This is a genomic window from Streptomyces sp. DSM 116793, from assembly GCF_057320905.1.
The window spans coordinates 7,145,391-7,170,322 of sequence record NZ_CM170494.1; the positions used below are offsets into that span (position 1 = coordinate 7,145,391).

General features: G+C 72.7%; 19 protein-coding genes. 11 read left to right on the forward strand and 8 right to left on the reverse strand.

What is annotated here, in order from left to right; all coding sequences use genetic code 11:
* Positions 1-289: 289 nt before the first annotated feature.
* The 4 genes from ACSMXW_RS28075 to ACSMXW_RS28090 all read right to left on the reverse strand — a co-directional run bounded on the left by ACSMXW_RS28075 (position 290) and on the right by ACSMXW_RS28090 (position 3,800).
* Positions 290-1,228, reverse strand: a complete 939-nt coding sequence (locus ACSMXW_RS28075) for an amino acid ABC transporter permease (RefSeq protein WP_485800329.1) — start codon at positions 1,226-1,228, stop codon at positions 290-292.
* The gene (locus ACSMXW_RS28080) at positions 1,225-1,893 is read right to left on the reverse strand and encodes an amino acid ABC transporter permease (protein ID WP_485800333.1); all 669 of its coding nucleotides are present in this window, start codon (positions 1,891-1,893) and stop codon (positions 1,225-1,227) included. Before ACSMXW_RS28080 ends, ACSMXW_RS28075 begins: the two co-directional genes overlap by 4 nt.
* A gap of 76 nt (positions 1,894-1,969) precedes the next feature.
* Positions 1,970-2,806, reverse strand: a complete 837-nt coding sequence (locus ACSMXW_RS28085) for a glutamate ABC transporter substrate-binding protein (RefSeq protein ID WP_485800337.1) — start codon at positions 2,804-2,806, stop codon at positions 1,970-1,972.
* Between the two features lie 217 nt (positions 2,807-3,023).
* A complete protein-coding gene (locus tag ACSMXW_RS28090; protein WP_485800339.1) occupies positions 3,024-3,800 on the reverse strand; it encodes an amino acid ABC transporter ATP-binding protein in 777 nt (258 codons plus the stop codon).
* 475 nt (positions 3,801-4,275) lie between these two features.
* Here ACSMXW_RS28090 and ACSMXW_RS28095 point away from each other — a divergent pair, with 475 nt between their 5' ends.
* On the forward strand, positions 4,276-4,977 hold the full coding sequence (locus ACSMXW_RS28095; RefSeq protein ID WP_485800341.1) for a response regulator transcription factor: 702 nt from the start codon (positions 4,276-4,278) through the stop codon (positions 4,975-4,977).
* A gap of 9 nt (positions 4,978-4,986) precedes the next feature.
* Positions 4,987-6,429: a sensor histidine kinase gene (locus tag ACSMXW_RS28100; protein ID WP_485800343.1), complete on the forward strand. Its 1,443-nt coding sequence runs from the start codon at positions 4,987-4,989 to the stop codon at positions 6,427-6,429.
* 251 nt (positions 6,430-6,680) lie between these two features.
* Here ACSMXW_RS28100 and ACSMXW_RS28105 read toward each other — a convergent pair whose 3' ends face one another.
* Entirely contained in the window at positions 6,681-7,676 is a 996-nt protein-coding gene (locus ACSMXW_RS28105; RefSeq protein WP_485800345.1) for a TAXI family TRAP transporter solute-binding subunit, read from the reverse strand.
* Between the two features lie 218 nt (positions 7,677-7,894).
* Here ACSMXW_RS28105 and miaB point away from each other — a divergent pair, with 218 nt between their 5' ends.
* Together miaB and ACSMXW_RS28115 are read left to right on the forward strand one after the other, a co-directional pair.
* Positions 7,895-9,403, forward strand: coding sequence for a tRNA (N6-isopentenyl adenosine(37)-C2)-methylthiotransferase MiaB (miaB, locus tag ACSMXW_RS28110; protein ID WP_485800346.1), 1,509 nt, complete (start codon positions 7,895-7,897; stop codon positions 9,401-9,403).
* Positions 9,404-9,850: 447 nt separating this feature from the next.
* Complete coding sequence (locus ACSMXW_RS28115; protein ID WP_485800347.1) at positions 9,851-10,582, forward strand: class III extradiol dioxygenase subunit B-like domain-containing protein; 732 nt, start codon at positions 9,851-9,853, stop codon at positions 10,580-10,582.
* Positions 10,583-10,831: 249 nt separating this feature from the next.
* Here ACSMXW_RS28115 and ACSMXW_RS28120 read toward each other — a convergent pair whose 3' ends face one another.
* On the reverse strand, positions 10,832-11,194 hold the full coding sequence (locus ACSMXW_RS28120; protein ID WP_485800349.1) for a hypothetical protein: 363 nt from the start codon (positions 11,192-11,194) through the stop codon (positions 10,832-10,834).
* 178 nt (positions 11,195-11,372) lie between these two features.
* Here ACSMXW_RS28120 and miaA point away from each other — a divergent pair, with 178 nt between their 5' ends.
* The 6 genes from miaA (at position 11,373) to hflX (ending at position 20,163) form a co-directional block, all read left to right on the forward strand.
* Positions 11,373-12,320 (forward strand): tRNA (adenosine(37)-N6)-dimethylallyltransferase MiaA, encoded by a 948-nt coding sequence (gene miaA, locus ACSMXW_RS28125; RefSeq protein WP_485800351.1) that lies wholly within the window; start codon positions 11,373-11,375, stop codon positions 12,318-12,320.
* Positions 12,321-12,426: 106 nt separating this feature from the next.
* Positions 12,427-12,966, forward strand: a complete 540-nt coding sequence (locus tag ACSMXW_RS28130) for a hypothetical protein (RefSeq protein ID WP_485800353.1) — start codon at positions 12,427-12,429, stop codon at positions 12,964-12,966.
* Positions 12,967-13,052: 86 nt separating this feature from the next.
* A complete protein-coding gene (dapF, locus tag ACSMXW_RS28135) occupies positions 13,053-13,916 on the forward strand; it encodes a diaminopimelate epimerase (RefSeq protein ID WP_485800355.1) in 864 nt (287 codons plus the stop codon).
* A gap of 181 nt (positions 13,917-14,097) precedes the next feature.
* Entirely contained in the window at positions 14,098-16,335 is a 2,238-nt protein-coding gene (locus ACSMXW_RS28140; RefSeq protein WP_485800356.1) for a RelA/SpoT family protein, read from the forward strand.
* A gap of 478 nt (positions 16,336-16,813) precedes the next feature.
* The gene (locus tag ACSMXW_RS28145; protein WP_485800358.1) at positions 16,814-18,421 is read left to right on the forward strand and encodes a M1 family metallopeptidase; all 1,608 of its coding nucleotides are present in this window, start codon (positions 16,814-16,816) and stop codon (positions 18,419-18,421) included.
* Between the two features lie 248 nt (positions 18,422-18,669).
* Complete coding sequence (gene hflX / locus ACSMXW_RS28150; RefSeq protein WP_485800359.1) at positions 18,670-20,163, forward strand: GTPase HflX; 1,494 nt, start codon at positions 18,670-18,672, stop codon at positions 20,161-20,163.
* Positions 20,164-20,357: 194 nt separating this feature from the next.
* Here the strand turns inward: hflX and ACSMXW_RS28155 are convergent, their stop codons facing one another.
* Both ACSMXW_RS28155 and ACSMXW_RS28160 read right to left on the reverse strand, forming a co-directional pair.
* Positions 20,358-21,569 (reverse strand): trypsin-like serine peptidase, encoded by a 1,212-nt coding sequence (locus tag ACSMXW_RS28155; RefSeq protein ID WP_485800360.1) that lies wholly within the window; start codon positions 21,567-21,569, stop codon positions 20,358-20,360.
* A 282-nt stretch (positions 21,570-21,851) separates the two neighbouring features.
* A complete protein-coding gene (locus ACSMXW_RS28160; protein ID WP_485800361.1) occupies positions 21,852-23,066 on the reverse strand; it encodes a trypsin-like serine peptidase in 1,215 nt (404 codons plus the stop codon).
* Positions 23,067-23,536: 470 nt separating this feature from the next.
* Between ACSMXW_RS28160 and ACSMXW_RS28165 the strand changes: the two genes are divergently transcribed.
* Positions 23,537-24,922 (forward strand): diaminobutyrate--2-oxoglutarate transaminase family protein, encoded by a 1,386-nt coding sequence (locus ACSMXW_RS28165; RefSeq protein WP_485800362.1) that lies wholly within the window; start codon positions 23,537-23,539, stop codon positions 24,920-24,922.
* Positions 24,923-24,932: the final 10 nt, after the last annotated feature.

Consider the following 24,932-nt stretch of genomic DNA (forward strand, 5'->3'; position numbering starts at 1 on the left):
CGAATGCAACCCATTGCGGGTGCCCCCGTCAAGCGACGGAAGCACCGGCGCGACCGCCGATGCCTCCGTCTGTGTGGATCCCCCGCCCGTCTGTGTGGATCTCCTTCGTGCCATGTGTGCCCGGGGTGCCCCGGTGCTGTCTGTTGCTCGTGCTGCCCGGGTGACCGCGCCCGCCGTGGTGCTGTCTGCTGCCGAGCCGGCGCGGCGTCCGTCGCGCGGTGCGGCGCCGAGCCGGGCGGCCTCCGTCCGCCTGCCGTGCGGTGCGGCGCCGAGGCGGCCGCGCCCGCCGTCAGGGCGTCTTGCCGGTGGTGCTCTGTCCGGGGACCCGGGCCGGGCCGGGCAGCGGATCCTGGGTCTCGCCGACGGCGTTGAGCTCCGTGACCGCGTCCGCGCCCAGCACCGCGCCCGTGCCGCGCTTGCTGCGCCGCAGCCGGCCCTCCAGCCAGGAGGCGAACGTGGTCAGGAGCAGGTTCAGCACGATGAAGACCACTGCGACGATGATGAAGCTGGGGATGACGTTGGCGTAGTTCGCGGCCAGCGTCTTGCGGGAGTCCAGGAGTTCCGTGAAGCCCAGCATGGCGCCGCCGAGCGCGGTGTCCTTCACGATGACCACGAGCTGGCTGACGATCGCCGGCAGCATGATGGTCACCGCCTGCGGGAGCAGGATGGACGCCATCGTCTGGCCCTTGCGGAGCCCGATCGCCTGCGCGGCCTCCGTCTGGCCCCTGGGCAGTGCCAGGATGCCCGCGCGCACGACCTCGGCGAGCACGGAGGCGTTGTACAGCACGAGGCCGGTCACCACCGCGTACAGCGGCCGGGAGTCGCTGCTGACGTCGGTGGACTCCGAGTAGAACTGGTTGGCGAACACCATCAGCAGCAGCACCGGGATGGCCCGGAAGAATTCCACGACCACGGCGGCGGACCCCCGTACCCAGGCGTGGTCCGAGAGCCGCGCGATGCCGAAGACGGCGCCCAGCGGGAGGGCGATCACCATCGACAGGGCGGCCGCCTTCAGGGTGTTGCCGAGGCCGGGCAGCAGATAGGTCGTCCAGGCCTGGGAATCGGTGAAGAACGGGCTCCACTTCACCCAGGCGAGCTGCCCCTTGTCGGACAGCACGCCCCAGACCCACCAGGCGAGCAGCGCCAGCAGGACCAGGAAGACGACGGAGTAGAGGACGTTGCGCCGCTTGGCGCGGGGCCCCGGGGCGTCGTAGAGGACGGAGGTCATCGCTTCACCGCCAGCCGCTTGCCGAGCCAGCCGAGGATCAGGCCGGTGGGCAGGGTGAGCACCACGAAGCCGAGGGCGAAGACGAGCGAGATCAGCAGCAGCTGCGCCTCGTTCTCGATCATCTCCTTCATCAGCAGCGCGGCCTCCCCGACGCCGATGGCAGCCGCGACCGTGGTGTTCTTCGTCAGTGCGATCAGGACGTTGGCCAGCGGTCCGATCACCGACCGGAAGGCCTGGGGGAGCACGATCAGCCTGAGCACCTGCGTGAAACTCAGCCCGATGGCCCGTGCCGCCTCCGCCTGACCCACCGGCACGGTGTTGATGCCGGCGCGCAGCGACTCACAGACGAAGGTGGAGGTGTAGAGGATCAGCCCCAGCACGGCGAGCCGGAAGCCGAGCGCGTCGAAGTCGTCCGGCACCCCCAGGGTGACCCCGAAGACGTCCGCGAGGCCGAGCGAGGTGAACACGATGATGACGGTGAGGGGGATGTTCCGGAAAACGTTCACGTACACGGTGCCGAAGGCGCGCATCAGCGGAACGGGGCTGACCCGCATCCCCGCGAGGATCGTGCCCCAGATGAGCGAGCCGATGGCGGCGAAGAACGTCAGCTGGACGGTCGTCCAGAACGCCCCCAGCACGTCGTAGCCTTCAAGAAAGTCGAACACGATCTCCCGCGCTTCCGCGTGTGTCGAGACGGTGGTGTGCCCTGCCGCGGGCACGGCACACCACCGGTGCCTGCTGTTACTTGACGATGTCGCCGATCTTCGGAGCGGGCTCGTTCTTGTAGTCGGCGGGGCCGAAGTTGTCCTTCACGGCCTTCGCCCAGGAACCGTCCGACACCATCTTCTTCAGGGCGTCGTTGATCTGGTTCTTGAGCTTGGTGTCGCCCTTCTTGATGCCGATGCCGTAGTTCTCGTTGCTGAGCTTCAGCCCGGCCAGCTTGACCTTGCCCTGGTACTGCTCCTGCGCGGCGTAGCCGGCGAGGATCGAGTCGTCGGTGGTCAGGGCGTCCACGGCACCGCCGACGAGCCCGTCGAGGCACTCGGAGTACGTGCCGTACTGACGGAGGTTCGCCTTGGGCGCGATGGTGTCGTGGATGTTCTGCGCGGACGTCGAACCCGTCACCGAGCAGAGCTTCTTGCCGTTGAGGTCCGTGCCCTTGGTGATCGTCTCGTCCTTGCGGACCAGCAGGTCCTGGTGGGCCAGCAGGTACGGGCCGGCGAAGGAGACCTTCTCCTCGCGCTCCGGGGTGATGGAGTAGGAGGCCACGATGTAGTCGACGTCCCCGCGCGCCAGCGCGTTCTCCCGGTCGGCGCTGGGGGTCTCCTTCCACTCGATGTCCTTGGCGGAGTACCCCAACTGCTTGGCGACATAGGTGGCGACGTCGACGTCGAAGCCGGCGTAGGAGCCGTCCGGCTTCTTCTGGCCGAGTCCCGGCTGGTCGAACTTGATGCCGATGGCGATCTTCTTCCCGCCGCCGGAACCGTTGTTGTCGTCCTTGCTCCCGCCACAGGCCGTGGCGGTGACGGCGAGCGAGAGCACGACGGCGGCCGTCGCGGTGACCTTGTGAAGCTTCATGGTGAACATCCTTTGCGTCGGCGCGATCAGCGGGATCGGCATGACCGGGAACCGGTCGCGGGGGCCGGCGGGCTGCCGGCCGGGGGGCGGGCCGCCGTGCGGTCGGTGGGCGAGGTGCCGTGCGGTCGGTGGGCGCGGGGCCCGGCCGGGCACGGCCCGTGCGGGGCTGCTTCCGTCTCAGTGGTGCACGAGCAGCTGCGGGGTCAGGGGTGCGGGATCAGTGGTGCAGGATCTTCGACAGGAAGTCCTTGGCACGGTCGCTGCGCGGGTTGCTGAAGAACTGGTCCGGCACAGCCTCCTCGACGATCCTGCCGTCCGCCATGAAGACGACGCGGTTGGCAGCCGATCGGGCGAAGCCCATCTCATGGGTGACGACGATCATCGTCATACCGTCCCTGGCGAGTTGCTGCATGACCTCCAGGACCTCGTTGATCATCTCGGGGTCGAGGGCGGAGGTCGGCTCGTCGAAGAGCATGACCTTCGGGTCCATCGCGAGGGCGCGGGCGATCGCCACGCGCTGCTGCTGCCCACCGGAGAGCTGCGCGGGGTACTTGTCCGCCTGGGAGCCGACACCCACACGGTCCAGCAGGGCGCGCGCCTTCTCCTCGGCCGCCCTCCGGTCGGTCCTGCGCACCTTGATCTGACCGAGGGTCACGTTCTCCAGCACGGTCTTGTGGGCGAAGAGGTTGAAGGACTGGAAGACCATGCCCACGTCGGCCCGCAGCCGGGCCAGTTCCCTGCCCTCCGCGGGCAGTGGCCTGCCGTCGATGGTGATGGCGCCGGAATCTATCGTCTCCAGGCGGTTGATCGTCCGGCACAGGGTCGACTTCCCGGAGCCGGAGGGACCGATGACGACGACCACCTCACCACGGGCGATGGTCAGGTCGATGTCCTGGAGCACATGCAGCGCGCCGAAGTGCTTGTTGACGTTCTTCAGCACGACCAGGTCGGCCACGGATACGGCGTCGTCCTTGGCCACCGATACTTCGGTCATCGGCTTCTTGCTCCGTCCTCCTCGGTTGGGAGGACAGTAATAACCCCCCAGAACCTGCGTCATTACATCTGAGGGAGAATTGAGGATAACGATCCGGTCGCAACCGGGTACGGTGAGTGATCGCCGTACGGGGGCGCACCGTACCGGCTCCGTAACGGAACCAACCGCCGGGCCACGCGCTCTTGACGCCGTCCTCGACCATCGGCGTGGATGCCTTGGTATGGACAGACGCCCCACACCCGTGGAGACGTCCCACACCCGTGGAGACGTGCCACACCCGTGGAGACGTGCCACACCCGTGGAGAGGGTTCCCGCCCGTGGAGACGTTCCCCGCGCGTGGAGGCGGTCGGTCCGCATCCCGGCGTACGGAAGGCCCGGGCCCGGAAGGCGTACACGCGCCCACGGGACCCGGGCGCGGGGCGCACAAGCCGCCTGCGCCGGGTGCCCGGGCAGGTGAACAACGGAAGGGGGCCGGGTGAGACTGCTGCTCGTCGAGGACGATGACCATGTCGCCGCTGCCGTGTCGGCGATTCTGACGCGGCACGGCTTCACGGTCGTGCACGCCCGCAGCGGGGACGAGGCGCTGCGGGCCCTGTTGCCGAGTCCCGTGAGGGAGCAGGACCCCTTCGGCGTGGTGCTGCTCGACCTCGGCCTGCCCGACCAGGACGGCTACGAGGTCTGCGGCAAGATCCGCAAACGCACCGGCATCCCCGTGATCATGGTGACGGCCCGCTCCGACGTGCGCTCCCGCATCCACGGCCTCAATCTCGGTGCCGACGACTACATCGTGAAGCCCTACGACACCGGTGAGCTGATCGCCCGCATCCACGCGGTCATCCGCCGCCCCCTGCTCGCCGGGGGCGGCGCGGCAGCGGCCGAGTCGGATCTGCACCTGGGCGCCGTCCACATCGACCTGCCCACCCGCACGGTCAGCGTGGACGGCACGGCCGTCCCCCTGACCCGCAAGGAGTTCGACCTCCTGGCGCTGCTGGCCCAGCGGCCAGGAGTGGTCTTCCGCCGGGAGCAGATCATCAGCGAGGTGTGGCGCACCAGTTGGGAGGGCACCGGCCGCACCCTCGAGGTGCACGTGGCCTCGCTGCGCGCCAAGCTCGCCATGCCCGCCCTCATCGAGACCGTGCGCGGCGTGGGTTACCGGCTCGTCGCCCCGGCGTCATAGCGGGCCCGCGTGCGCACTCGGCTCCTCCCGCTGCTGATCGTCCTGCTGGCCGCCGTGCTGCTCGCGCTCGGCGTCCCGCTCGCGGTCAGCCTCGCCGCCGGCCAGCAGCAGAAGGTCGTCGTCGACCGCATGGACGACACGGCGCGCTTCGCCTCGCTCGCCCAGTACGTCAACCAGGGCGTCGCCAACCCGGGCACGACGGCGATCCAGCCGCCCGGGAGGAAGGCGCCGCAACCCACGCCCGACGAGCGCCAGGAGACCCTGGACAAGGAACTCGGCCGCTATTACCAGGTCTACCGGATCAAGGTGGGCGTCTTCGGCCGGGACGGCGCGGCCGTGGCCGCCGCGCCCGCGGGGTGGACCCTGCCCAAGTCGGGCGAGCTGCGCAAGACCTTCGACGTGGCCCTGGCGTCCCGTCCCGGACACGACCCCGCGCAGGTCTGGCCCTGGGAGCACGGCCGGCTCGTGGTCGCCACGCCCGTTGTCAGGGACGGTGACGTCGTCGGGGTCGTCGTCACCGACTCGCCCGCCGGAGCCCTGCGCGCCAGGACGCTGCACGGCTGGCTGCTCATCGCCGCCGGCGAGGCCGTCGCGATGCTGGTCGCGCTGGGGGCCGCACTGCGGCTGACCGGCTGGGTGCTGCGCCCGGTCCGGGTCCTCGACGCCACCACCCACCACATCGCCACCGGACGCCTGAAGTCCCGTGTGGCGGAGGCCGGCGGACCGCCGGAACTCAGGCGCCTGGCCCGGTCGTTCAACGAGATGGCCGACAACGTGGAAGGGGTGCTCGAGCAGCAGCGCGCCTTCGTCGCCGACGCCTCCCACCAGCTGCGCAACCCCCTCTCGGCGCTGCTGCTGCGCATCGACCTGCTCGCCCTGGAGCTCCCCGAGGACAACCCCGAGATCGCCTCGGTGCGCGCCGAGGGCAAGCGCCTCGCCCAGGTGCTCGACGACCTGCTCGACCTGGCCCTCGCCGAGCACGCGGCGGCTGACCTGAAGCTCACCGACATCGGGGAGCTGGCGGCCGAGCGCGTCGGCGCCTGGCGCCCGGTCGCAGAGGAGAAGGGCGTGCGCCTGACGGGGCAGTGCCCGGCGGTCACCGCCTGGGCCGATCCCGTCGCACTGTCCAGCGCACTGGACGCGGTGATCGACAACGCCCTGAAGTTCACCCCCGCGGGCGAGGAGGTCACCCTCACGGTCTCCGCCAACGGCGAGACGTCCACGATCGTGGTCGCCGACGGCGGACCCGGGCTCACCGAGGACGAACTGGCCCGCATCGGCGACCGGTTCTGGCGCAGCGGCCGCCATCAGAACGTGCACGGCTCGGGGCTCGGCCTGTCCATCTCCCGGGCGCTGCTGGCGGCCGGCGGCGGCAGCATCGAGTACGCGCACCATGAACCACGGGGCTTGAAGGTGAGCGTGCGGGTGCCCCGCAGCGCACCCCCGGCGTGAGGGCGGGGCGGCGGCGCGTTCGCTGTGGTGCCGCGCCGGTGGGCTGCCGTGCGCTTGGTGGGCTGCCACGTTCTGGTGGGTGGGTGGGTAGGTGCGGCGGGCGGTGCGCAGTGCTGTGCACTGGCGTGCGGGTGCGGCGGGCGGCGCGCCTGTGGCGCCGGGCTCCCGCTGCGAGCGCGCGGGCGGCGCGTCCGTGGTGCCGTGCTCCCTCCGGCCCCGCTCGGGAGGTACGGCTTGACCGTTCGGGGCGTTTACGGCTTGACCGAGCGGTAATAGCGGCTGGCACCGTCGTGCAGGGGGAGGGGGTCCGTGTAGAGGGCGGTGCGCAGGTCCACCTTCTGTGCCGCGTGCACCTGGTTGCCGATCCGGTCCCGGCTGTCGATCACCGTACGGGTCACCCGCTCGGTGAGCCCGGTGTCCACCGCGTCCGTGGTGACCAGCAGGTTCGCCACCGCGAGGGTGGACACGGGGACGCCCTTCTCCGCCAAGGGATAGGCGTCCGAAGGCATGTCGGAGGCCCGGTAGTAGGCCGACGCGCCGCCCTGCCGGTGCAGCGCGTCCACCAGGCCGCCCAGCGGGATGAAGCGGATGTCGATCCGCTTGGAGAGCTTGGTGACCGTCTCGGTGGGAAGGCCGCCCGACCAGAAGAACGCGTCGATCTTCTTGTCCCGCAGAGCCTCGGGCACGGTGTCGATGCCGGTGGACCGCGCCCGGATGTCTTTGGCGGGGTCCAGCCCCGCAGCCTTGAGCACCCGCTCCGCTATCAGCCGCACACCGGAACCGGCCTGCCCGATGGCCACCCTCTTGTGCCGCAGGTCGTCGATCGACCGGATCGGGGACAGCCGGGTGACGACGAGCTGCACGTAGTCGTCGTACAGGCGCGCGCAGCCACGCAGGTCCCGGGCGCCGGGCTTGCCGTCCAGCCGGTACTGCTCCACCGCGTCGGCGGCCGCGATGGTGAAGTCCGCCCGGCCCGTGGCCACCCGCTCCACGTTCTCCTGGGAGCCCGCGCTGCTCCGCAGGCGCACGTCCAGGTCCGGCATGTCGTCGTGGAGCTCGTCCTTCAGCAGCTTGCCGTACCGCTCGTACACGCCTCTGTGGGTGCCCGTGCTGATCACCACCGGGCCGTGCGGGGAACTCTCGCCCCAGGGCAGCAGCCACCACAGCAGCAACCCCAGGACCACCAGGCCCACGGCCGAGCCCTCCAGGGCCCGGGCCCTGCCGATGTGCGGGAGTGCCAGACGCATGCGCGCGATCCTGCCAGTCGCGCCCCCTGCGGGCCAGGGCCCCGGGGCGGCCCGCGCACCGCGGTCCACGCGCGCGGTGTGGCCCGGCCACGTGGAACGGTCCGCACGCGCGCGGCGAGCGGGGAACACCGCGTGGCACACTCCGCGCGACGGAGCGCGATCCGGGCGCCGGCGGCCGTCGGGCACGCGCGCGTGGACCCCGTACTCTGGTGGGCGAGATGAGCGCGAAGACCTACGAGGTGCGCACCTACGGGTGCCAGATGAACGTCCACGACTCCGAGCGGCTTTCCGGCCTGCTGGAGGACGCGGGGTACGTGCGCGCGCCCGAGGGCGCCGACGGTGAAGCCGACGTCGTCGTCTTCAACACCTGCGCGGTACGGGAGAACGCCGACAACCGCCTGTACGGCAACCTCGGCCGGCTGGCCCCTGTGAAGTCCAGGCGGCCCGGCATGCAGATCGCCGTGGGCGGCTGCCTGGCGCAGAAGGACCGGGACGCCATCGTGCGGCGCGCGCCCTGGGTCGACGTCGTCTTCGGCACCCACAACATCGGCAAACTGCCCGTCCTCCTGGAGCGCGCCCGCGTCCAGGACGAGGCCCAGGTGGAGATCGCCGAGTCGCTGGAGGCCTTCCCCTCGACGCTCCCCACCCGCCGCGAGAGCGCCTACGCGGCCTGGGTCTCGATCTCCGTCGGCTGCAACAACACCTGCACCTTCTGCATCGTCCCCGCGCTGCGCGGCAAGGAGAAGGACCGCCGGCCCGGCGACATCCTGGCCGAGGTCGAGGCGCTGGTCGCCGAGGGCGTCTCGGAGATCACCCTGCTCGGCCAGAACGTCAACGCCTACGGCTCGGACATCGGCGACCGCGAGGCGTTCAGCAAGCTGCTGCGCGCCTGCGGGAAGCTGGACGGCCTCGAGCGGGTGCGCTTCACCTCACCGCACCCCCGCGACTTCACCGACGACGTGATCGCGGCCATGGCCGAGACGCCCAATGTGATGCCGCAGCTGCACATGCCGCTGCAGTCCGGCTCCGACCGGGTGCTGAAGGCGATGCGGCGCTCCTACCGGCAGGAGCGCTACCTGGGCATCATCAGCAAGGTGCGGGCCGCCATCCCCGACGCCGCGATCACCACCGACATCATCGTGGGCTTCCCCGGCGAGACGGAGGAGGACTTCGAGCAGACCCTCCATGTGGTGCGCGAGGCCCGGTTCGCCCAGGCGTTCACCTTCCAGTACTCCAAGCGCCCCGGGACCCCGGCCGCGGACATGCCGGGGCAGATCCCGAAGGACGTCGTCCAGGCCCGGTACGAGCGGCTCGTCGCGCTCCAGGAGGAGATCTCCTGGGCGGAGAACAAGAAGCAGCTCGGCCGGACCCTCCAGCTGATGGTGGCGGAGGGCGAGGGCCGCAAGGACGGCTCCACCCACCGCCTGTCCGGCCGCGCCCCCGACAACCGCCTGGTGCACTTCACCAAGCCGGCCCAGGAGGTGCGCCCCGGCGACGTGGTGACCGTCGAGGTCAGCTACGCCGCCCCGCACCACCTGCTCGCCGAGGGCCCGGTCCTCGACGTGCGGCGCACGCGCGCGGGGGACGCCTGGGAGCGCCGCCGGGCCACCGACTCCGGCGCGGCGGACGCCGGGAAGCCCGGCGGCGTGATGCTGGGCCTGCCGACCGTGGGGGTCCCCGAACCGCTGCCGGCCGCTCCGGGCGGAGCCTGCGGGTGCGGCGAGTGACGGCCTGCGGGCGCGGTGAGTGACGTCCGGAGGCCGAAGACCGGAGGCCTGCGGTGCCGAGCCCGACGTCCGGACGCCTGCCGTCCTGAGCCTGTTCTCCGGACGTCTGCCGTCTTGAGCCTGACCGCCCGGAGACGCCTGCCCCGTCCTGAGGCACGACGAGGGAAGGCCGCGGTCCCGAGGACCGACGCTGACCGCCTGACGACACCTTCCGTGGCCCTCGGAGCACCCTCAGGCACGTCAGGGACACCGTTCTGCGCCCCGGGGCTCCTGGACGCTCCGTGCGCCCCGTGAACCGCTCGGAGAGGCGGCCGGAGACGGCCCGGGGATCCGGAGATCCGGGGACGATGTTCCGGACCGGCTCGGACCTTTCCGGACCCCGGCTCCGGACGTTCTCCGGCTTCCGAGCGCGGCCGCCGCGCACCTGCCGGGACTACGCTGTGGATCATGCTTGTCGCCGCCGCAGTCTGCCCCTGTCCGCCGTTGCTCGTCCCCGAGGTCGCCGCGGGCGCAGCCCCTGAGCTGGACGCGGCACGGGACGCCTGTGCGCGCGCCGTCGCGGTGCTCGCCGACGCACGTCCCGACCGGCTGCTCGTCGTGGGCGCGACGCCGGGTGAGGGCCGCACGGCCTTCCCGTCGGGCAGCCCCGGCTCGTTCCGCGGCTTCGGGGTGGACCTGGACGTACGGCTCGGGACCCCGCCGGGCGGGGCGCCGGTGCCGGGCGGTGCCGCGGGCGGCGTCCTGCCGGAGCCGCTCGCCGTGGGCGCGTGGCTGCTCGGGCACACTGCGTGGTCCTCCGCGCCGGTGGAGGGGCTTGCCGTGGGGGAACTCCTGGACACCGGGCGGTGCGTTCAGCTGGGTGCCGGGCTCGCGGCGGCGCCGGGGCGGGTGGCGCTGCTGGTCATGGGGGACGGCAGCGCATGCCGATCGCTGAAGGCACCCGGGTATCTCGACGAGCGCGCCGCGGGTTTCGACGCGGCGGTGGCACGCGCGCTCGCTGCGGCCGATGCGCAGGGGCTCAAGGAGATGGACGAGAAGCTGGCCCGTGAGGTGATGGCCGCGGGCCGAGCGCCGTGGCAGGTCCTCGCGGGCGCGGCTGAGGGCGCCGCCTTCGACGGCACCCTCCACTACGACGAAGCGCCGTACGGGGTCGGCTACCTGGTCGCGTCCTGGGCCTAGGCCCAGGCGCCTGCGCCGTGCGGCTCCGCGGCGTCGGGTTCGCCGGCCGGTGGGGCCGCGCCCGGAAGGGGGGCGGGGAACGGCGCGACCAGCCCTCACCGGCCGGTGGGCAGGCGACGGACCACAAGGGGCTCGGCCCGGCGGCCCGCCGCAGGCGTGCCGTGCCGGCCGTGCCGGTGCGCCGCGGCCGGGGCGGAGGCACACCGTCCGCTGGGCTCACCGTACGCCGGGGGCGGTCGCCGAACCCCGTTACTGCCGCGCGCCCTCGCCCGTCTCGCTGTCCGCGGCCTCGTCCGCGGACTGCTGCTTGGGGATGCCGACGCCGTCCCCGGACCCGTCGCCGTCCCCCTGCGTGTCCTCCGCCTCACCGGTCGCCGAAGCGGCCTCCTCGGCCACGGCCGTGGCCGAGCCCCCCGCGGCGGAGCCGTCCTGCGCAGCCGGTTCCGCCGGGGACCCGCCGTCCCCGGCGTCCCCGGCGTCCGTACCGGACCCGGCGGAGCCCTGGGCCTCCTGCTCCTCCGCCCCGGCCGTCAGGGACTCGGCCGGCGCCTCGGCGGTGGACGCCGCCTCCGTGTCCTTGGACCTGCGAAAGATTCGCGCAAAAACACCCATATCCACTCCATATTGTCTTCGGGCGGGCAGAACCCGCGCTCCGGTGCGTCCCATGGCGGCGCCCGGGGCACCGATCCTCGAAACCGACGGCCGGGACCTCGCAACAGGCAACGACCCCGGGGGCGTGACGTCACCTAACTCGTTCGAGGAGGGCCGGCCGGTTTGGGAGACTGGGGCGGTGAGAAGTCCAGCCACCGCCCCGCGAGTCATCACCGTCGTCGGGCCGACCGCCGCCGGAAAGTCCGACCTGGGCGTCTTCCTGGCCCAGCGCCTCGGCGGCGAAGTCGTCAACGCCGACTCGATGCAGCTGTACCGCGGGATGGACATCGGCACCGCCAAGTTGACGCTCGAGGAGCGCCGCGGCGTGCCACACCATCTGCTGGACGTCTGGGAGGTGACCGAGACGGCCAGTGTCGCGGAGTACCAGCGGCTGGCGCGCACGGAGATCGACAGGCTCCTCGCCCAGGGGCAAACCCCGGTGCTGGTCGGAGGCTCGGGGCTGTACATCAAGGCGGCCATCGACCAGCTGGAGTTCCCCGGCACCGACCCGGTGCTGCGCGCCCGTCTGGAGGACGAGCTGGCGCTGCACGGCTCCGGCGCCCTGCACGCGCGCCTGGCGGGCGTCGACCCGGAGGCCGCCCGAGCCATCCTGCCCAGCAACGGCCGCCGTATCGTGCGGGCGCTGGAGGTGATCGCGATCACCGGCAGGCCGTTCACCGCGAACCTCCCGTCCCACCAGTCGGTCCACTCGGTCTACGACACCATCCAGGTCGGCGTGGACGTGTCCCGCCCCGAGCTGGACCAGCGCATCGCCGCGCGGGTCGACCGGATGTGGGCGGGCGGCCTCGTGGAGGAGGTACGTGCGCTGAAGGCGCAGGGGCTCACGGAGGGACGCACCGCGTCCCGCGCGCTCGGCTACCAGCAGGTGCTCGCGGCGCTCGCGGGGGAGTGCACCGAGGAGGAGGCGCGCGCGGAGACCGTTCGCGCCACGAAGCGCTTCGCACGCCGCCAGGACTCCTGGTTCCGGCGGGATCCCCGGGTGCACTGGCTGAGCGGCGCGGAGGCGGACCGCCGGGAACTCCCGGCACGGGCGCTGACGTTGGTCGAACGACCGGTCACAGCCTGATCACGTGATGGCATCGGGACGCTCCGGCCGCCATCCGGCGCCCCGGCGGCGTGCCATCATCGACCATCGATCGACCGGTGAAGTCCGAGTGGGAGGGCGCGTGGCGATGGAGGCCGGCCCTCGCAACACCGCACACGGCGGAGAGTACGACGTCGCACAGGACGCCGAGAACCCCGTACGGGACGGCGACGAACTCACCATCGGTGACGGCCCGGCCGCCGACGACGGGCTCACCCCCGACGGCCCCGGCAGCGCGCAGGACGGCCCCGGCGACGACGGCCAGGACCCCGCCGAGGGGGTCCCGGAGCCCGAGGTCGAGGTGGAGCTGCGCCCCCAGCGGCGGCTGCGCATATGGCAGCTCGCGCCCATCGTGGCGCTGGCCGCCATCGGCTCCCTGATGTTCGCGTTCCCGCTCGCGTTCGAGTTCGGCGACAGCGGTGCCGTGGTGGCCATGCTGGGGCTGCTGATCTGTGCGTGCGCCGCGGGCTGGGGCGTGATGGCCGCCCGGCGGGCCGGCTCCACCTGGCCGGGGCTGCCCCCGCGCGGCTCCGGCCGCCGCCCCGACTGGCGGGTGATCGCCGGCTACGCCGTGCTGGTCGTCGCGGCGGCGGTGCTCGCCGTGTGGCGGGTGGCCCGCCTGCGCTGACCTCCGGGCGGGCGCGCTCCGCCCGGAGGGGCCGGCGCCGGGCCTGCTGCCAGCGCGTTGTCCTACCCACCCCGTACGATCGGGGCATGAGCACGCGCATCGCCTTCCTCAAGGGCCACGGGACGGAGAACGACTTCGTGATCGTCCCCGACCCCGAGAACGCCATCGAGCTGACCCCCGCAGCAGTCGTCGCGCTCTGTGACCGCCGCGCGGGCGTCGGGGGTGACGGCGTGCTGCACGTCGTGCGCTCCGCGGCGCATCCCGAGGCGCGGCGCATGGCCTTCGAGACCGAGTGGTTCATGGACTACCGCAATGCGGACGGATCGGCCCCCGAGATGTGCGGCAACGGCGTGCGGGTCTTCGCCCGCTACCTCCAGCGCGCGGGCCTGGTCGCCGAGGGTGATCTCGCGGTCGCCACCCGCGGCGGCGTGAAGAGCGTGCACATAGCGAAGGATGGCGACATCACCGTGGGCATGGGCCGGTCCGTGCTGCCCCCGGGCGACGTCACCGTGCGGGTCGGCGAGCGCAGCTGGCCCGCGCTGAACGTGAACATGGGCAATCCGCACGCCGTCGCCTTCGTCGAGGACCTCGCCCACGCCGGCGATCTGCTGACGCCGCCGGTCACCCCCGCCGCTCCATACCCCCAGGGGGTGAACGTGGAGTTCGTCGTGCCCGTCGGCGAGCGGCACGTGGCGATGCGGGTGTACGAGCGGGGTTCCGGCGAGACCCGCTCGTGCGGCACGGGCGCCTGCGCGGTGGCCGTCGCCGCGGCCCGCAGGGACGGCATCGACCCGGCGGTGTCGGGCGCCCCCGCCATGTACACCGTCGATGTCCCCGGCGGGCGCCTGGTGATCACCGAGCGCACGGATGGTGAGATCGAACTCACCGGCCCCGCCGTGATCGTCGCCGAGGGTGAGATCGATGCGGAGTGGTTTGAGCACGCTTCGTAGTTGTAAACCCCTCATCTGTCGCTCGTTCGAGTGATTCGATGGTTGGTTGGGGGGTGCCGGTCGGGCGAGGGCGGTGTGCTCGGTAGCATCAAGCACCGGCCCGGACGGGGAACACCCCCTCCCCCCAGGGGCATGCCAGGGCTCCCCGCCGCTCCGCCGGACGACGCAGCCGGAGGTGCCCATGAGTGCGCAGGCCACTCGACCCGCTGATCCCCCGTCGCCCGAAACCCAGCGCAGGCGTGGCCGCGCCCGTCTCGACCTGCGCAGACTCGGCCGGGCCGCGCTGCTCGGCGCCTCCGACCGGGACCGGCTGCCCGACGCCATCGCGCATGTCGCCGAGGCCCACCGCGCGCACTTCCCGGACGCCGACCTCGAACCGCTGCGCCGGGCCTACCTGCTCGCCGAGTCGTCGCACCGCGGCCAACTCCGCAAGAGCGGTGAGCCGTACATCACCCACCCGCTCGCCGTCACCCTGATCCTCGCCGAACTCGGCGCCGAGACCACCACCCTGACGGCGTCCCTGCTGCACGACACCGTCGAGGACACCGAGGTGACGCTGGATCAGGTGGGAGAGCAGTTCGGTGCCGAGGTGCGCTATCTCGTCGACGGGGTCACCAAGCTGGAGAAGGTCGACTACGGCGCCGCCGCGGAACCAGAAACGTTCCGCAAGATGCTCGTCGCCACGGGCAACGACGTCCGGGTGATGTCGATCAAGCTCGCCGACCGGCTGCACAACATGCGCACGCTCGGCGTCATGCGCCCCGAGAAGCAGGCCCGCATCGCCAGGGTCACCCGGGACGTGCTCATCCCGCTCGCCGAGCGCCTGGGGGTGCAGGCGCTCAAGACCGAGCTGGAGGACCTGGTCTTCGCGATCCTGCACCCCGAGGAGTACGCGGAGACCCGGGAGCTGATCGCCGCGCACGCCGCCGCCGGGCAGGACCCCCTCGCGGACATCGCCCAGGACGTGCGGGCGGTACTGCGGGACGCCAGGATCAGTGCCGAAGTCCACATCCGGCCACGCCACTTCGTCTCCGTGCACCGCACCCGGCGCAAACGCGGCGAGCTGCGCGGCGCCGACTTCGGGCGGCTGCTGGTGCTGGTGAACGAGGACGCCGACTGCTACGGCGTGCTCGGCGAGCTGCACACCTGCTTCACGCCCGTCATCGCGGAGTTCAAGGACTTCATCGCGGTACCCAAGTTCAACCTCTACCAGTCGCTGCACACGGCCGTCGCCCGGCCGGACGGGGAGGTCGCCGAAGTCCTCATCCGCACCCACCGGATGCACCGCACCGCCGAGGCCGGCGTCGTCGCGCTCGGCAACCCCTACGCGCAGCACGCGCCCCCCGCCGTGCCCGCCGGGCGGACGGCCCCGGGCGTTCCGCTCGCCGCGGCCACGGCGCCCACCGCATCGGTGCCCGCGCCGGGCGCACCGGCGCAGGCGCCGCCTGCTCCGTCGCCCGGGGAGGAGCCGGGTGACGGCGAGCGTGCCGACCCCACCCGGCCCGGCTGGCTCTCCCGCCTCCTCCAGTGGCAGCAGGCCGCGCCCGACCCGGACACCTTCTGGTCCACGCTCCGCGAGGACCTCGCCCAGGACCGCGAGATCACCGTCTTCCGGCCCGACGGCCGCACCCTCGGCCTGCCCGCCGGCGCCAGCTGCGTGGACGCCGCCTACGCCCAGTACGGCGAGGACGCGCACGCCTGCATGGGCGCCCGGGTCAACGGCCGCCTGGCGACGCTGGGCACCGTCCTGCGGGACGGGGACACCGTGCAGCTCCTGATGGGCCAGGACCCCGCCTCCGGGCCCTCCAGCCAGTGGTTGGAGCATGCGCACACGCCCGCGGCACGGATCGCGATCGAGCGCTGGCTCGCCGGCCACCCGGAGGACGCACGCGCCCCCGAGGGCGCCCAGGCTCCCGAGGACACGCCCCGCACACCGGTCAGCACTCCCGGCGTGCGCCCCGTCCCCGCCAACGCCGTCGTCGACGTCCCCGGCGCAACAGTGCGCCTGGCGGGGTGTTGCACGCCGGTGCCGCCCGACAGCGTCACCGCGTTCGCCGTACGCGGCGGCGTGGTCACCGTGCACCGTCAGGAGTGCGCGGCAGTGGCGCGCATGAAGAGCGCGGGGCGCCCGGAGGTGGGCGTGCGCTGGGGGGAGGGCGCGGAGTGCCGGGTCACACTGTTTGCCGAGTCGTTCGGACGCCCCCAACTGCTCGCCGACCTCACCGAGGCCATCGCCGTCGAAGGCGTCGCGATCCTCTCGGCCAAGGTGGAACCCCCCACCGAGCAGCGGGTCAGGCACACGTACACCCTGCAACTCCCCAACGCGTCCTGCCTGCCCTCCCTGATGCGGGCGATGCGCAAGGTGCCGGGGGTGTACGACGTGAGCCGAGCGCGGCACCCGGCAGCGGTGGCACGGTAGCCGCCGGGAGCGGTGTGCGAGCGCGGTGACCGCCGGGCGCGGCGAACAGGCGCGGTGACCGCCGGGCGCGGCGGACGGGCGCGGTGTCCGCCGCGGGCCCCGCACCGGCACGGTGACCGCCGGGCGCGGCGAACAGGCGCGGTGACCGCCGGGCGCGGTGGACGGGCGCGGTGTCCGCCGCGTGCCCCGCACCGGCACGGTGACCGCCGAGCGCGGCGAACAGGCGCGGTGACCGCGGGCGCGGTGGACGGGCGCGGTGTCCGCCGCGGGCCCCGCACCGGCACGGTGACCGCCGGGCCCCTCGCACCGGCGCGGCAGCCACCATGCCCACAGCCCGGCCGTGTCCCCAGCACACACGCCGGAGCCCGGCCGCCGAGACCGCCCCTGCCGGGCGTCCCGCCCGCATGGCCGCCGCCGTCCGGGTGACCCGGGAGCGCGTCGCCCTCGTGCCCCGGGCCCGCCCTGGTAACGGTGATCCATGCCGCCGCTCACGCCACGCACCCGCGCCCCCCGCCCCCGCGGACGCCGCACCGGCGCCACCGTGCTCGCCGTCGCCGCGAGCGTCTGCCTCGTCGCCGCGGACGCGCCGTCCCCGGGCGGCGCGCTGGGCATCGGCGACCGGCTCTTCCCGCTGCTCGGCAACCCCGGCTACGACGTGCGGACCTACGACGTGGCGCTGACGTACCACGGCTCCAACAAGACGCCCCTCACGGCCGTCACCACCATCGACGCCCGCGCCACCGCGCCCCTGGACCGCGTGAACCTGGACTTCTCGCACGGCCGGGTGCGCTCCGTCGAGGTGGACGGCCGCCCCGCCCGCTTCACCACGGCCAAGGAGGACATGGTCATCACCCCGGCCACCCCGGTGCGCCGGGGCGGACGGCTGCGCATCACCGTGCGGCACACCAGCGACCCCGTTCCGCAGAAGGGCGTCGAGGGCGGCTGGGTGCAGACCACGGACGGCCTGGCCATGGTCAACCAGGCGGCCGCCGCGCACCGGGTGTTCCCGTGCAACGACCACCCCTCCGACAAGGCGCGCTTCACCTTCCGTGTCACCGCGCCACGGAACCTCACCGTCGTCGCGGGCGGCCTGCCCGTGCGCACCGCACGGCACGGCGCCACCACGACCCGGGTGTTCCGCAGCGCCCACCCGATGGCCACCGAGCTGGTCCAGGTGAGCATCGGCCACTCCGCCGTGCTGCGCAGGACCGGCCCGCACGGCCTGCCCATCCGCGATGTGGTGCACACCCAGGACCGCGCGCTCCTCGCGCCCTGGCTGCGCAGGACACCGGACCAGCTGCGCTGGATGGAGAGCAAGGCCGGCCGCTTCCCCTTCGAGACGTACGGCATGCTCGTCGCGAACGCGCGGACCGGCTTCGAGCTGGAGACGCAGACTCTGTCCCTCTTCGAGCGGCGGCTCTTCGCCGGCACGGGTGCCGCGCGGTTCCCCGCGTGGTACGTCGAAGGACTCATGGTCCACGAGCTGGCACACCAGTGGTTCGGCGACAGCGTCAGCCCCCGCACCTGGTCCGACCTCTGGCTGAACGAGGGCCACGCGACCTGGTACGAGGCCCTGTACGGGCAGGAGAAGAGGAGCCGTTCGCTGGTGGACCGGATGCACACCGCCTACCTCCGCTCCGACCAGTGGCGCGCCGAGGGCGGCCCGCCCGCCGCGCCCAAGCCCGCGGGAGCCGACAGGCAGATCGGCATCTTCCGGCCCATCGTGTACGACGGCAGCGCCCTGGTGCTCTACGCGCTGCGGCAGCACATCGGGGCCCCCGCCTTCGAGCGCCTGGAGCGCGCCTGGGTCCGCGTCCACCGCAACGGCACCGCGAGCACGGCCGACTTCGTACGCCTCGCCTCCCGGGTCACCGGACGCGACCTGCACGGGTTCCTCCACGCGTGGCTGTACGGCAGGAGGACGCCGGCCATGCCGGGCCACCCGGACTGGCGGTCCGTGGCGCCGGTGAAGACGAGCGGGCAGACGGGCGCCACGCTGAAGGCCGCGCAGCTGCCCGGCACGGCGGCCACGGAGCGTTACGGAACACCCGGTTCCGGGGTGGCTCGGACAGAGCACTCCGGGTGACGGGACGACCGCGGACAAGTCGCCGGTAAACCCGGTGACGAGACGGGCCGTTCCGTGCGACCATCGTGGGGTCGACGACGCGGATGACGGTCGCGCACGGTGATGAGAGCCGGTGCCGCGGTCCACCCGGACCTCCGCTCGCCGGCCCCGGCCCGGGCACACGGGAATCTTCCGGCCGCCCGGGGCGTTGTCATCGGTGGCGGGGACCCTCCGTCCCGCGCATCCTCTCCCTTCGACGTAAGGATCCAATGACCTCCTCTTCTTCCCCTTCCCAGGCCGCGCAGCGCCTCGCGCAGAACTACCCCGAAGGACTTCGGGCCGATGCCCTGATGGAAGAGGACGTCGCCTGGAGCCATGAGATCGACAGCCTGCGGGACGGTGACCAGCTCGACCGCTCCGACCGGGCAGCACTGCGGCGCGTCGCCGGGCTCTCCACGGAGCTGGAGGACATCACCGAGGTCGAGTACCGGCAGCTCCGCCTGGAGCGGGTGGCCCTCGTCGGCGTCTGGACCTCCGGCACGCTGCTCGACGCGGAGAACTCTCTCGCCGAGCTCGCCGCCCTCGCCGAGACGGCCGGCGCCCTGGTGCTCGACGGCGTCATCCAGCGCCGCGACAAGCCCGACGCCGCCACCTACATCGGCTCGGGCAAGGCCCAGGAGCTCCAGGAGCTGGTCCTGGAGAGCGGCGCCGACACGGTGATCTGCGACGGTGAGCTCTCCCCGGGCCAGCTCATCCACCTGGAGGACGTCGTCAAGGTCAAGGTCATCGACCGCACCGCCCTGATCCTCGACATCTTCGCCCAGCACGCCAAGTCACGCGAGGGCAAGTCACAGGTCGCGCTCGCGCAGATGCAGTACATGCTGCCGCGGCTGCGCGGCTGGGGTCAGTCGATGTCCCGGCAGATGGGCGGCGGCAAGGGCGGCGGGCTCGCCACCCGCGGCCCCGGTGAGACGAAGATCGAGACGGACCGGCGGCGGATCCGCGAGAAGATGGCCAGGATGCGCCGGGAGATCGCGGAGATGAAGACCGGGCGCCAGATCAAGCGCCAGGAGCGGCGCAGGAACAAGATCCCGTCCGTCGCCATCGCCGGCTACACCAACGCCGGGAAGTCCTCCCTGCTCAACCGCCTCACCGGCGCCGGCGTCCTGGTGGAGAACGCCCTGTTCGCCACCCTGGACCCCACGGTGCGCCGTGCGGAGACCCCGAGCGGCCGGCTGTACACGCTCGCCGACACCGTCGGGTTCGTCCGCCATCTGCCGCATGACCTGGTGGAGGCCTTCCGCTCCACCATGGAGGAGGTCGGCGAGGCCGACCTGATCCTCCATGTGGTCGACGGCGCGCACCCCATGCCGGAGGAGCAGCTGGCCGCCGTCCGCTCGGTGATCCGCGACGTGGGCGCCACCGGCGTCCCCGAGATCGTGGTGATCAACAAGGCGGACGCCGCGGACCCGCTCACCCTCCAGCGCCTGCTGCGGCTGGAGAAGCACGCCATCGCGGTGTCGGCCCGCACCGGCGAGGGCATCGAGGAGCTGCGTGGTCACATCGACGCGCTGCTGCCCCGGCCCAATGTCGAGATCGAGGCCCTGGTGCCCTACACCCAGGGCAAGCTCGTCGCCCGTGCGCACTCCGAGGGCGAGGTGATCTCCGAGGAGCACACCCCGGAGGGCACCCTCCTGAAGGTACGGGTCCACGAGGAACTGGCAGCGGACTTCGCCCCGTACGTACCGGCAGCCCTGCACTGACATGCGAGCCCCCGCGCCTGTCGGGCGCGGGGGCTCGCGACCGGCCACGATGCTCCTGCGGAGCGTCACCGGGCCGGCCTCTTGCGGTCTCTTCGCCCCCACCGGCCACCGGCCGGTGGGGGGCTTGTCGCGCGGTTCCCCGGGCCCCTGACGGGGCTCGCCCCAAGGCAGCGGTAACCGCCCTCGGGGCGCTGTCACTGACCGCCGTACTTCTCACTCATCGTGTCGAACACCGCCTTGGCCCCCTCGCCGAGCTGCGGCCCCGCGAGCCAGCCGTTGGTGATCGGACCGATCGAGGTGTTCGAGACCAGCTCTGTCTTCTTGCCCACGACGCGGAACCACCCGCCGCCGGAGGAGCCGCCCGTCATCGTGCAGCCGATGCGGTACATGGTCGGCTTGCTCGGCTCGATCGACAGCCGGCCGGGCCGATCGAGGCACTTGTACATCTTCTGCCCGTCGTACGGCGGGGCGGCCGGGTAACCCCAGGCCCCCATGGTGCCCGCCGAGGCGGCCGACGGCGCGGAGAAGTCCACGTCGAGCGCGGCGCCCACCGTCTCCTCCAGGGACTTGCTGCCCTGCTCCGGCTTCACGTGCAGCACCGCGTAGTCGTACGGGGCGCCGTTGCCGCCGGTCTCGCCGCCCTCGCTTATCCACTCGTTCGAGGTGGACGCCCAGTCTGCCCAGAACTTCCCGTACGGGGCGATCTCCTGGGACGTGGCGTTCTGCAGGTCGGCCAGCGACTTGCCAAGGTCGTTGTAGGACGGGACGAACTCGATGTTCCGGTACCAGCCGCCGCCGGCACCGGCGTGCACGCAGTGGCCCGCCGTCCACACCAGGTTGGACCTGCCGGGGTGGCGGGGGTCCTTCACCACCGTGCCGGAGCACACCATGTGGCCCTCGGGGGAGTCGAAGAAGACCTTGCCGACCGGCGCGGCGTTCTCGTGGTACGGGGTCTTCTCGGCCTGCGCCTCGACCGGCTGCGGCTCGGGGTCGGTGACGCCCTGGTCGGCCGCCGCGTCCTTCGCCACCGTCTTGGCCGGGTCCTTCGCGGACTTCATCCGCTCCGGCTTCCACAGGTCCTTGATGTACGGGTTGACGAAGTCCTTGGCGTTACGCAGCCACTTGTCCTTGTCCCAGTTCTTCCACCCGCCGTTCTTCCACTTGTCGAGGTCGATCCCGTGGTCCCTGAGGCGGTTGGCGAGCTCGTTGGCGAGATCCGAGGCGTTCGAGCCGGAAGAGACGCCCGTGCTCCGGGAGGCGGCGGAGTCGGACGTGCCGCTCGCCTTGTCGTCGGTGGAGCCGCCGCAGGCGGTGGCGGTCAGGGCCAGGGCCGCGACCAGCCCGGTGGCGGCGAGGACGGAGTGCCGCCCCCGGCCGCGCGCGAAGGGCTGACGTATGGAACGCATGGTGCTGTAACCCCCGAGATTGTGTAGCGGTGATGGTGAGTTGCGGAGATTTCCGGAAAGTTGTGTCGTGTACTTGTCAGTAACTGGGGCGGGCCCGTACGCCCCTGACCTGCGACACCCCACTATGCCCGGGCGGTGTGACAGGGCCGGTGGTGGGGTACGGCCCCGGGCGGCCGGAGAATGCGGTGCCCTCAGCCCCGGTCCGGCCGAGGTTCCCTCCGCCGGACCGGGGCCCGGCCGGGGTGCCGGCCGGGCCGTCGTCGGGTCCGCAGACCGGGCATCCTACTGGGCGGCGTACTTCTTGCTCACCGCGCCGTAGACGCCCTCGGCCTCCTTGCCCAGCCGCGGTCCCGCGAGCCAGCCGTTGGTGACCGGGCCGATGGAGGTGTTGGAGACCAGCGCGGGCTTGCCGTCCGCCCCCGCGCTCACCCAGCCGCCGCCGGACGAACCGCCCGTCATGGAGCAGCCGATGCGGTACATCGTCGGGTCGGACGGAGCAAGCGAGAGCCGGCCGGGCCGGTCGGTGCACTGATACAGCCTCTGGCCGTCGTACGGCGCCGCGGCCGGGTAGCCCTTGGCCGTCATCGAGGAGATCTTCGGCACCGCGGGAGCGTCGAAGTTCACCGGAAGGGCTGAACCCACCGTCTCCTCCAGCGACTTGCCCGAGCCGCCCTTCTCCGGCGTGACATGGATCACCGCGAAGTCGTAGGGAGCGCCCTGGCCACCGGTCGGGCCGCCCTGCTCGATCCACTGCTCCGACGTCTGCGCCCAGTCGCTCCACCAGACGCCGTACGGCGCGACCTCGTCCTTCGGGGCGTTCTGCAGTTCCTTCGCCGTCCTGCCGCCGTCGTTGTAGGAGGGCACGAAGGCGATGTTGCGGTACCAGCCGCCCTCCTTGCCCGCGTGTACGCAGTGGCCCGCGGTCCACACCAGGTTCGACTTGCCCGGGTGCGCCGGGTCCTCCACCACCGTCGCCGAGCAGACCATCGAGCCCTCGGGGCTGTCGAAGAAGAGCTTGCCCGACTGCGCGGCGCTGACGTGGTACGGCGGCTGCACTGCCTGGGCCCGCACCGGCGCCGGGGTCGGGTCCGTCACGCCCTGGTCGCCGGAGATGTCGTTGTCGTCGACGTCCTTGTCCGGAGGGTCGGCGTGGCGCATCCGGTCCGGGTCCCACAGGCCGGCGATGATCGGGTTGACGAAGTCCTGGGCCTCACGCAGCCACTTGTCCTTGTCCCAGTCACGCCAGCCGCCGTGCTTCCACTTGTCGAGGTCGATGCCGTGCTTCCTGAGCTCGTCCGTGAGGCCGTCGGGCAGGGACGCCCTGCCGTCGCCCGCCGCGGAGGCACTCGCACTCGGGGCGCCACCCGCGTTGTCGTCGCCGGGGCCACAGGCCGTGGCGGTGAGGGCGAACACCGCGCCGAGCGCGGCCGCCGCCACCGGGACCCTGCGGCGCGCCCTCCCCTCACGGACGGCGAAGAGCGGACGTATGGATCGCATGGTGTGACTCCCCCTGGACGTTCGACGACGTGTGGCAACGGTGTGCTGCCCCCCGGCACATGGCTCCGCCGGGCGCGGGACGGCGGGCGTGCCGGGCCCGTTCCCCGGCCGGGCCGGCCCGGCGCGCCACCTGCACGGCGGCACACCGGGCGGTCGGCGCCGAGCGGTCCCTCACACTATGCCGGTGCCTGTTGGGGACGACCGACAGGAGCGCAACGGTTCCGTCACGGCGCGCGGTTGTGCGCGGCCGGGGGCGGGCGGCGCCGGGTGGTGCGGTGACCCGAACGCGGTGGGCCCGCGGAGCCGGGCGGTGCCGTGCCGTGGCCGAACGCCGTTGTGACGCAAGGATCTTCCGTCCGGCCGTGATCCCGCGCCGCCCCCGTCGTTGGTAGTGACAGGGTCCGCGGCCGTGCCCGGGCCCCGCTCGCCGTGCGCGGCGGGACGCGCTACCTGCGGGAGGAACAACACCCATGGCCGTGACCGGCTCTGCGCCCCTGGCGACGACGACCGCACAGACGTCGACCGAGGAGGAGGGCATCCTGCGCCGCCAGGCGGCGCGCGAATCCTCGGCGCGCACCTACGCGCGCGCCCTGCCCATCGTGCCCGTGCGCGCACGCGGGCTGACGATCGAAGGCGCCGACGGCCGACGCTACCTGGACTGTCTCTCCGGCGCAGGCACCCTCGCCCTCGGCCACAACCACCCCGTGGTGCTGAGGGCCATCCGCACCGTCCTCGACTCGGGTGCGCCGCTGCACGTGCTGGACCTGGCGACGCCGCTCAAGGACGCCTTCGTCACGGAGCTCTTCGCGACCCTGCCGCGCCCGCTGGCCGACCACGCCCGCATCCAGTTCTGCGGTCCCGCCGGAACGGACGCCGTCGAGGCCGCGCTCAAGCTGGTGCGCATGGCCACCGGGCGGTCCGGCCTGCTCGCCTTCGCCGGCGCCTACCACGGGATGACGGCCGGCGCCCTGGACGTGTCGGGCGGCGCCGACGACGTCCGCGTCACCCGCCTGCCCTACCCGCAGGACTACCGCTGCCCCTTCGGCGTCGGCGGCACGCGCGGCGCCGAACTGGCGGCACGCTGGACCGAGACCCTGCTCGACGACCCCAAGTCAGGTGTCCGCCGGCCCGCCGGGATGATCCTGGAACCGGTGCAGGGCGAAGGCGGAGTGATCCCCGCCCCCGACGACTGGATGCGCCGGATGCGCGCCCTCACGGCGGCCCGTGACGTTCCGCTGATCGCGGACGAGGTGCAGACCGGGGTGGGGCGCACGGGCGCCTTCTGGGCCGTCCAGCACAGCGGAATCGTCCCGGACGTCATGGTGATGTCCAAGGCGATCGGCGGCAGCCTGCCGTTGGCGGTCGTCGTGTACCACGAGGACCTCGACGTCTGGCCGCCCGGCGCGCACGCCGGCACCTTCCGCGGCAACCAGCTCGCCATGGCGGCCGGCGCCGCCACCCTCTCCTACGTCCGCGAGCACGGGCTCGCCGAGCGCGCCGGGCTGCTGGGCGCGCGGATGGCCGCGGAACTCCAGGGTCTCGCCGCGACCCACGCCTGTATCGGCGACGTACGCGGCCGCGGCCTGATGATCGGCGTCGAGTTCGTCGACCCCGAGGCGGAGGACACCACCGCCCCCGGGCCCCCGCCGGCCGCGCCCACCCTGGCGCTTGCCGTCCAGCGCGAGTGCCTGCGCCGTGGGCTGATCGTGGAACTCGGCGGCCGCCACTCCAGCGTCGTACGGCTGCTGCCGCCACTCACCCTCACCGACGAACAGGCCTCCGCGGTACTGGACCGCCTCGCCGACGCCATCGGCGCGGCCGCCCGCACCCACCACCCGACACCCGCGCACCCCTGACTCCCCTCCG

Excerpts from the sequence above, each read along its gene's own strand:
- ACSMXW_RS28075 (WP_485800329.1), bottom strand. The coding sequence starts at position 1,228 with ATGACCTCCGTCCTCTACGACGCCCCGGGGCCCCGCGCCAAGCGGCGC.
- ACSMXW_RS28085 (WP_485800337.1), bottom strand. The coding sequence starts at position 2,806 with ATGAAGCTTCACAAGGTCACCGCGACGGCCGCCGTCGTGCTCTCGCTC.
- ACSMXW_RS28090 (WP_485800339.1), bottom strand. The coding sequence starts at position 3,800 with ATGACCGAAGTATCGGTGGCCAAGGACGACGCCGTATCCGTGGCCGAC.
- ACSMXW_RS28105 (WP_485800345.1), bottom strand. The coding sequence starts at position 7,676 with ATGCGTCTGGCACTCCCGCACATCGGCAGGGCCCGGGCCCTGGAGGGC.
- miaB (WP_485800346.1), top strand. The coding sequence starts at position 7,895 with ATGAGCGCGAAGACCTACGAGGTGCGCACCTACGGGTGCCAGATGAAC.
- ACSMXW_RS28115 (WP_485800347.1), top strand. The coding sequence starts at position 9,851 with ATGCTTGTCGCCGCCGCAGTCTGCCCCTGTCCGCCGTTGCTCGTCCCC.
- ACSMXW_RS28120 (WP_485800349.1), bottom strand. The coding sequence starts at position 11,194 with ATGGGTGTTTTTGCGCGAATCTTTCGCAGGTCCAAGGACACGGAGGCG.
- ACSMXW_RS28130 (WP_485800353.1), top strand. The coding sequence starts at position 12,427 with ATGGAGGCCGGCCCTCGCAACACCGCACACGGCGGAGAGTACGACGTC.
- dapF (WP_485800355.1), top strand. The coding sequence starts at position 13,053 with ATGAGCACGCGCATCGCCTTCCTCAAGGGCCACGGGACGGAGAACGAC.
- ACSMXW_RS28140 (WP_485800356.1), top strand. The coding sequence starts at position 14,098 with ATGAGTGCGCAGGCCACTCGACCCGCTGATCCCCCGTCGCCCGAAACC.
- ACSMXW_RS28145 (WP_485800358.1), top strand. The coding sequence starts at position 16,814 with ATGCCGCCGCTCACGCCACGCACCCGCGCCCCCCGCCCCCGCGGACGC.
- hflX (WP_485800359.1), top strand. The coding sequence starts at position 18,670 with ATGACCTCCTCTTCTTCCCCTTCCCAGGCCGCGCAGCGCCTCGCGCAG.
- ACSMXW_RS28155 (WP_485800360.1), bottom strand. The coding sequence starts at position 21,569 with ATGCGTTCCATACGTCAGCCCTTCGCGCGCGGCCGGGGGCGGCACTCC.
- ACSMXW_RS28160 (WP_485800361.1), bottom strand. The coding sequence starts at position 23,066 with ATGCGATCCATACGTCCGCTCTTCGCCGTCCGTGAGGGGAGGGCGCGC.
- ACSMXW_RS28165 (WP_485800362.1), top strand. The coding sequence starts at position 23,537 with ATGGCCGTGACCGGCTCTGCGCCCCTGGCGACGACGACCGCACAGACG.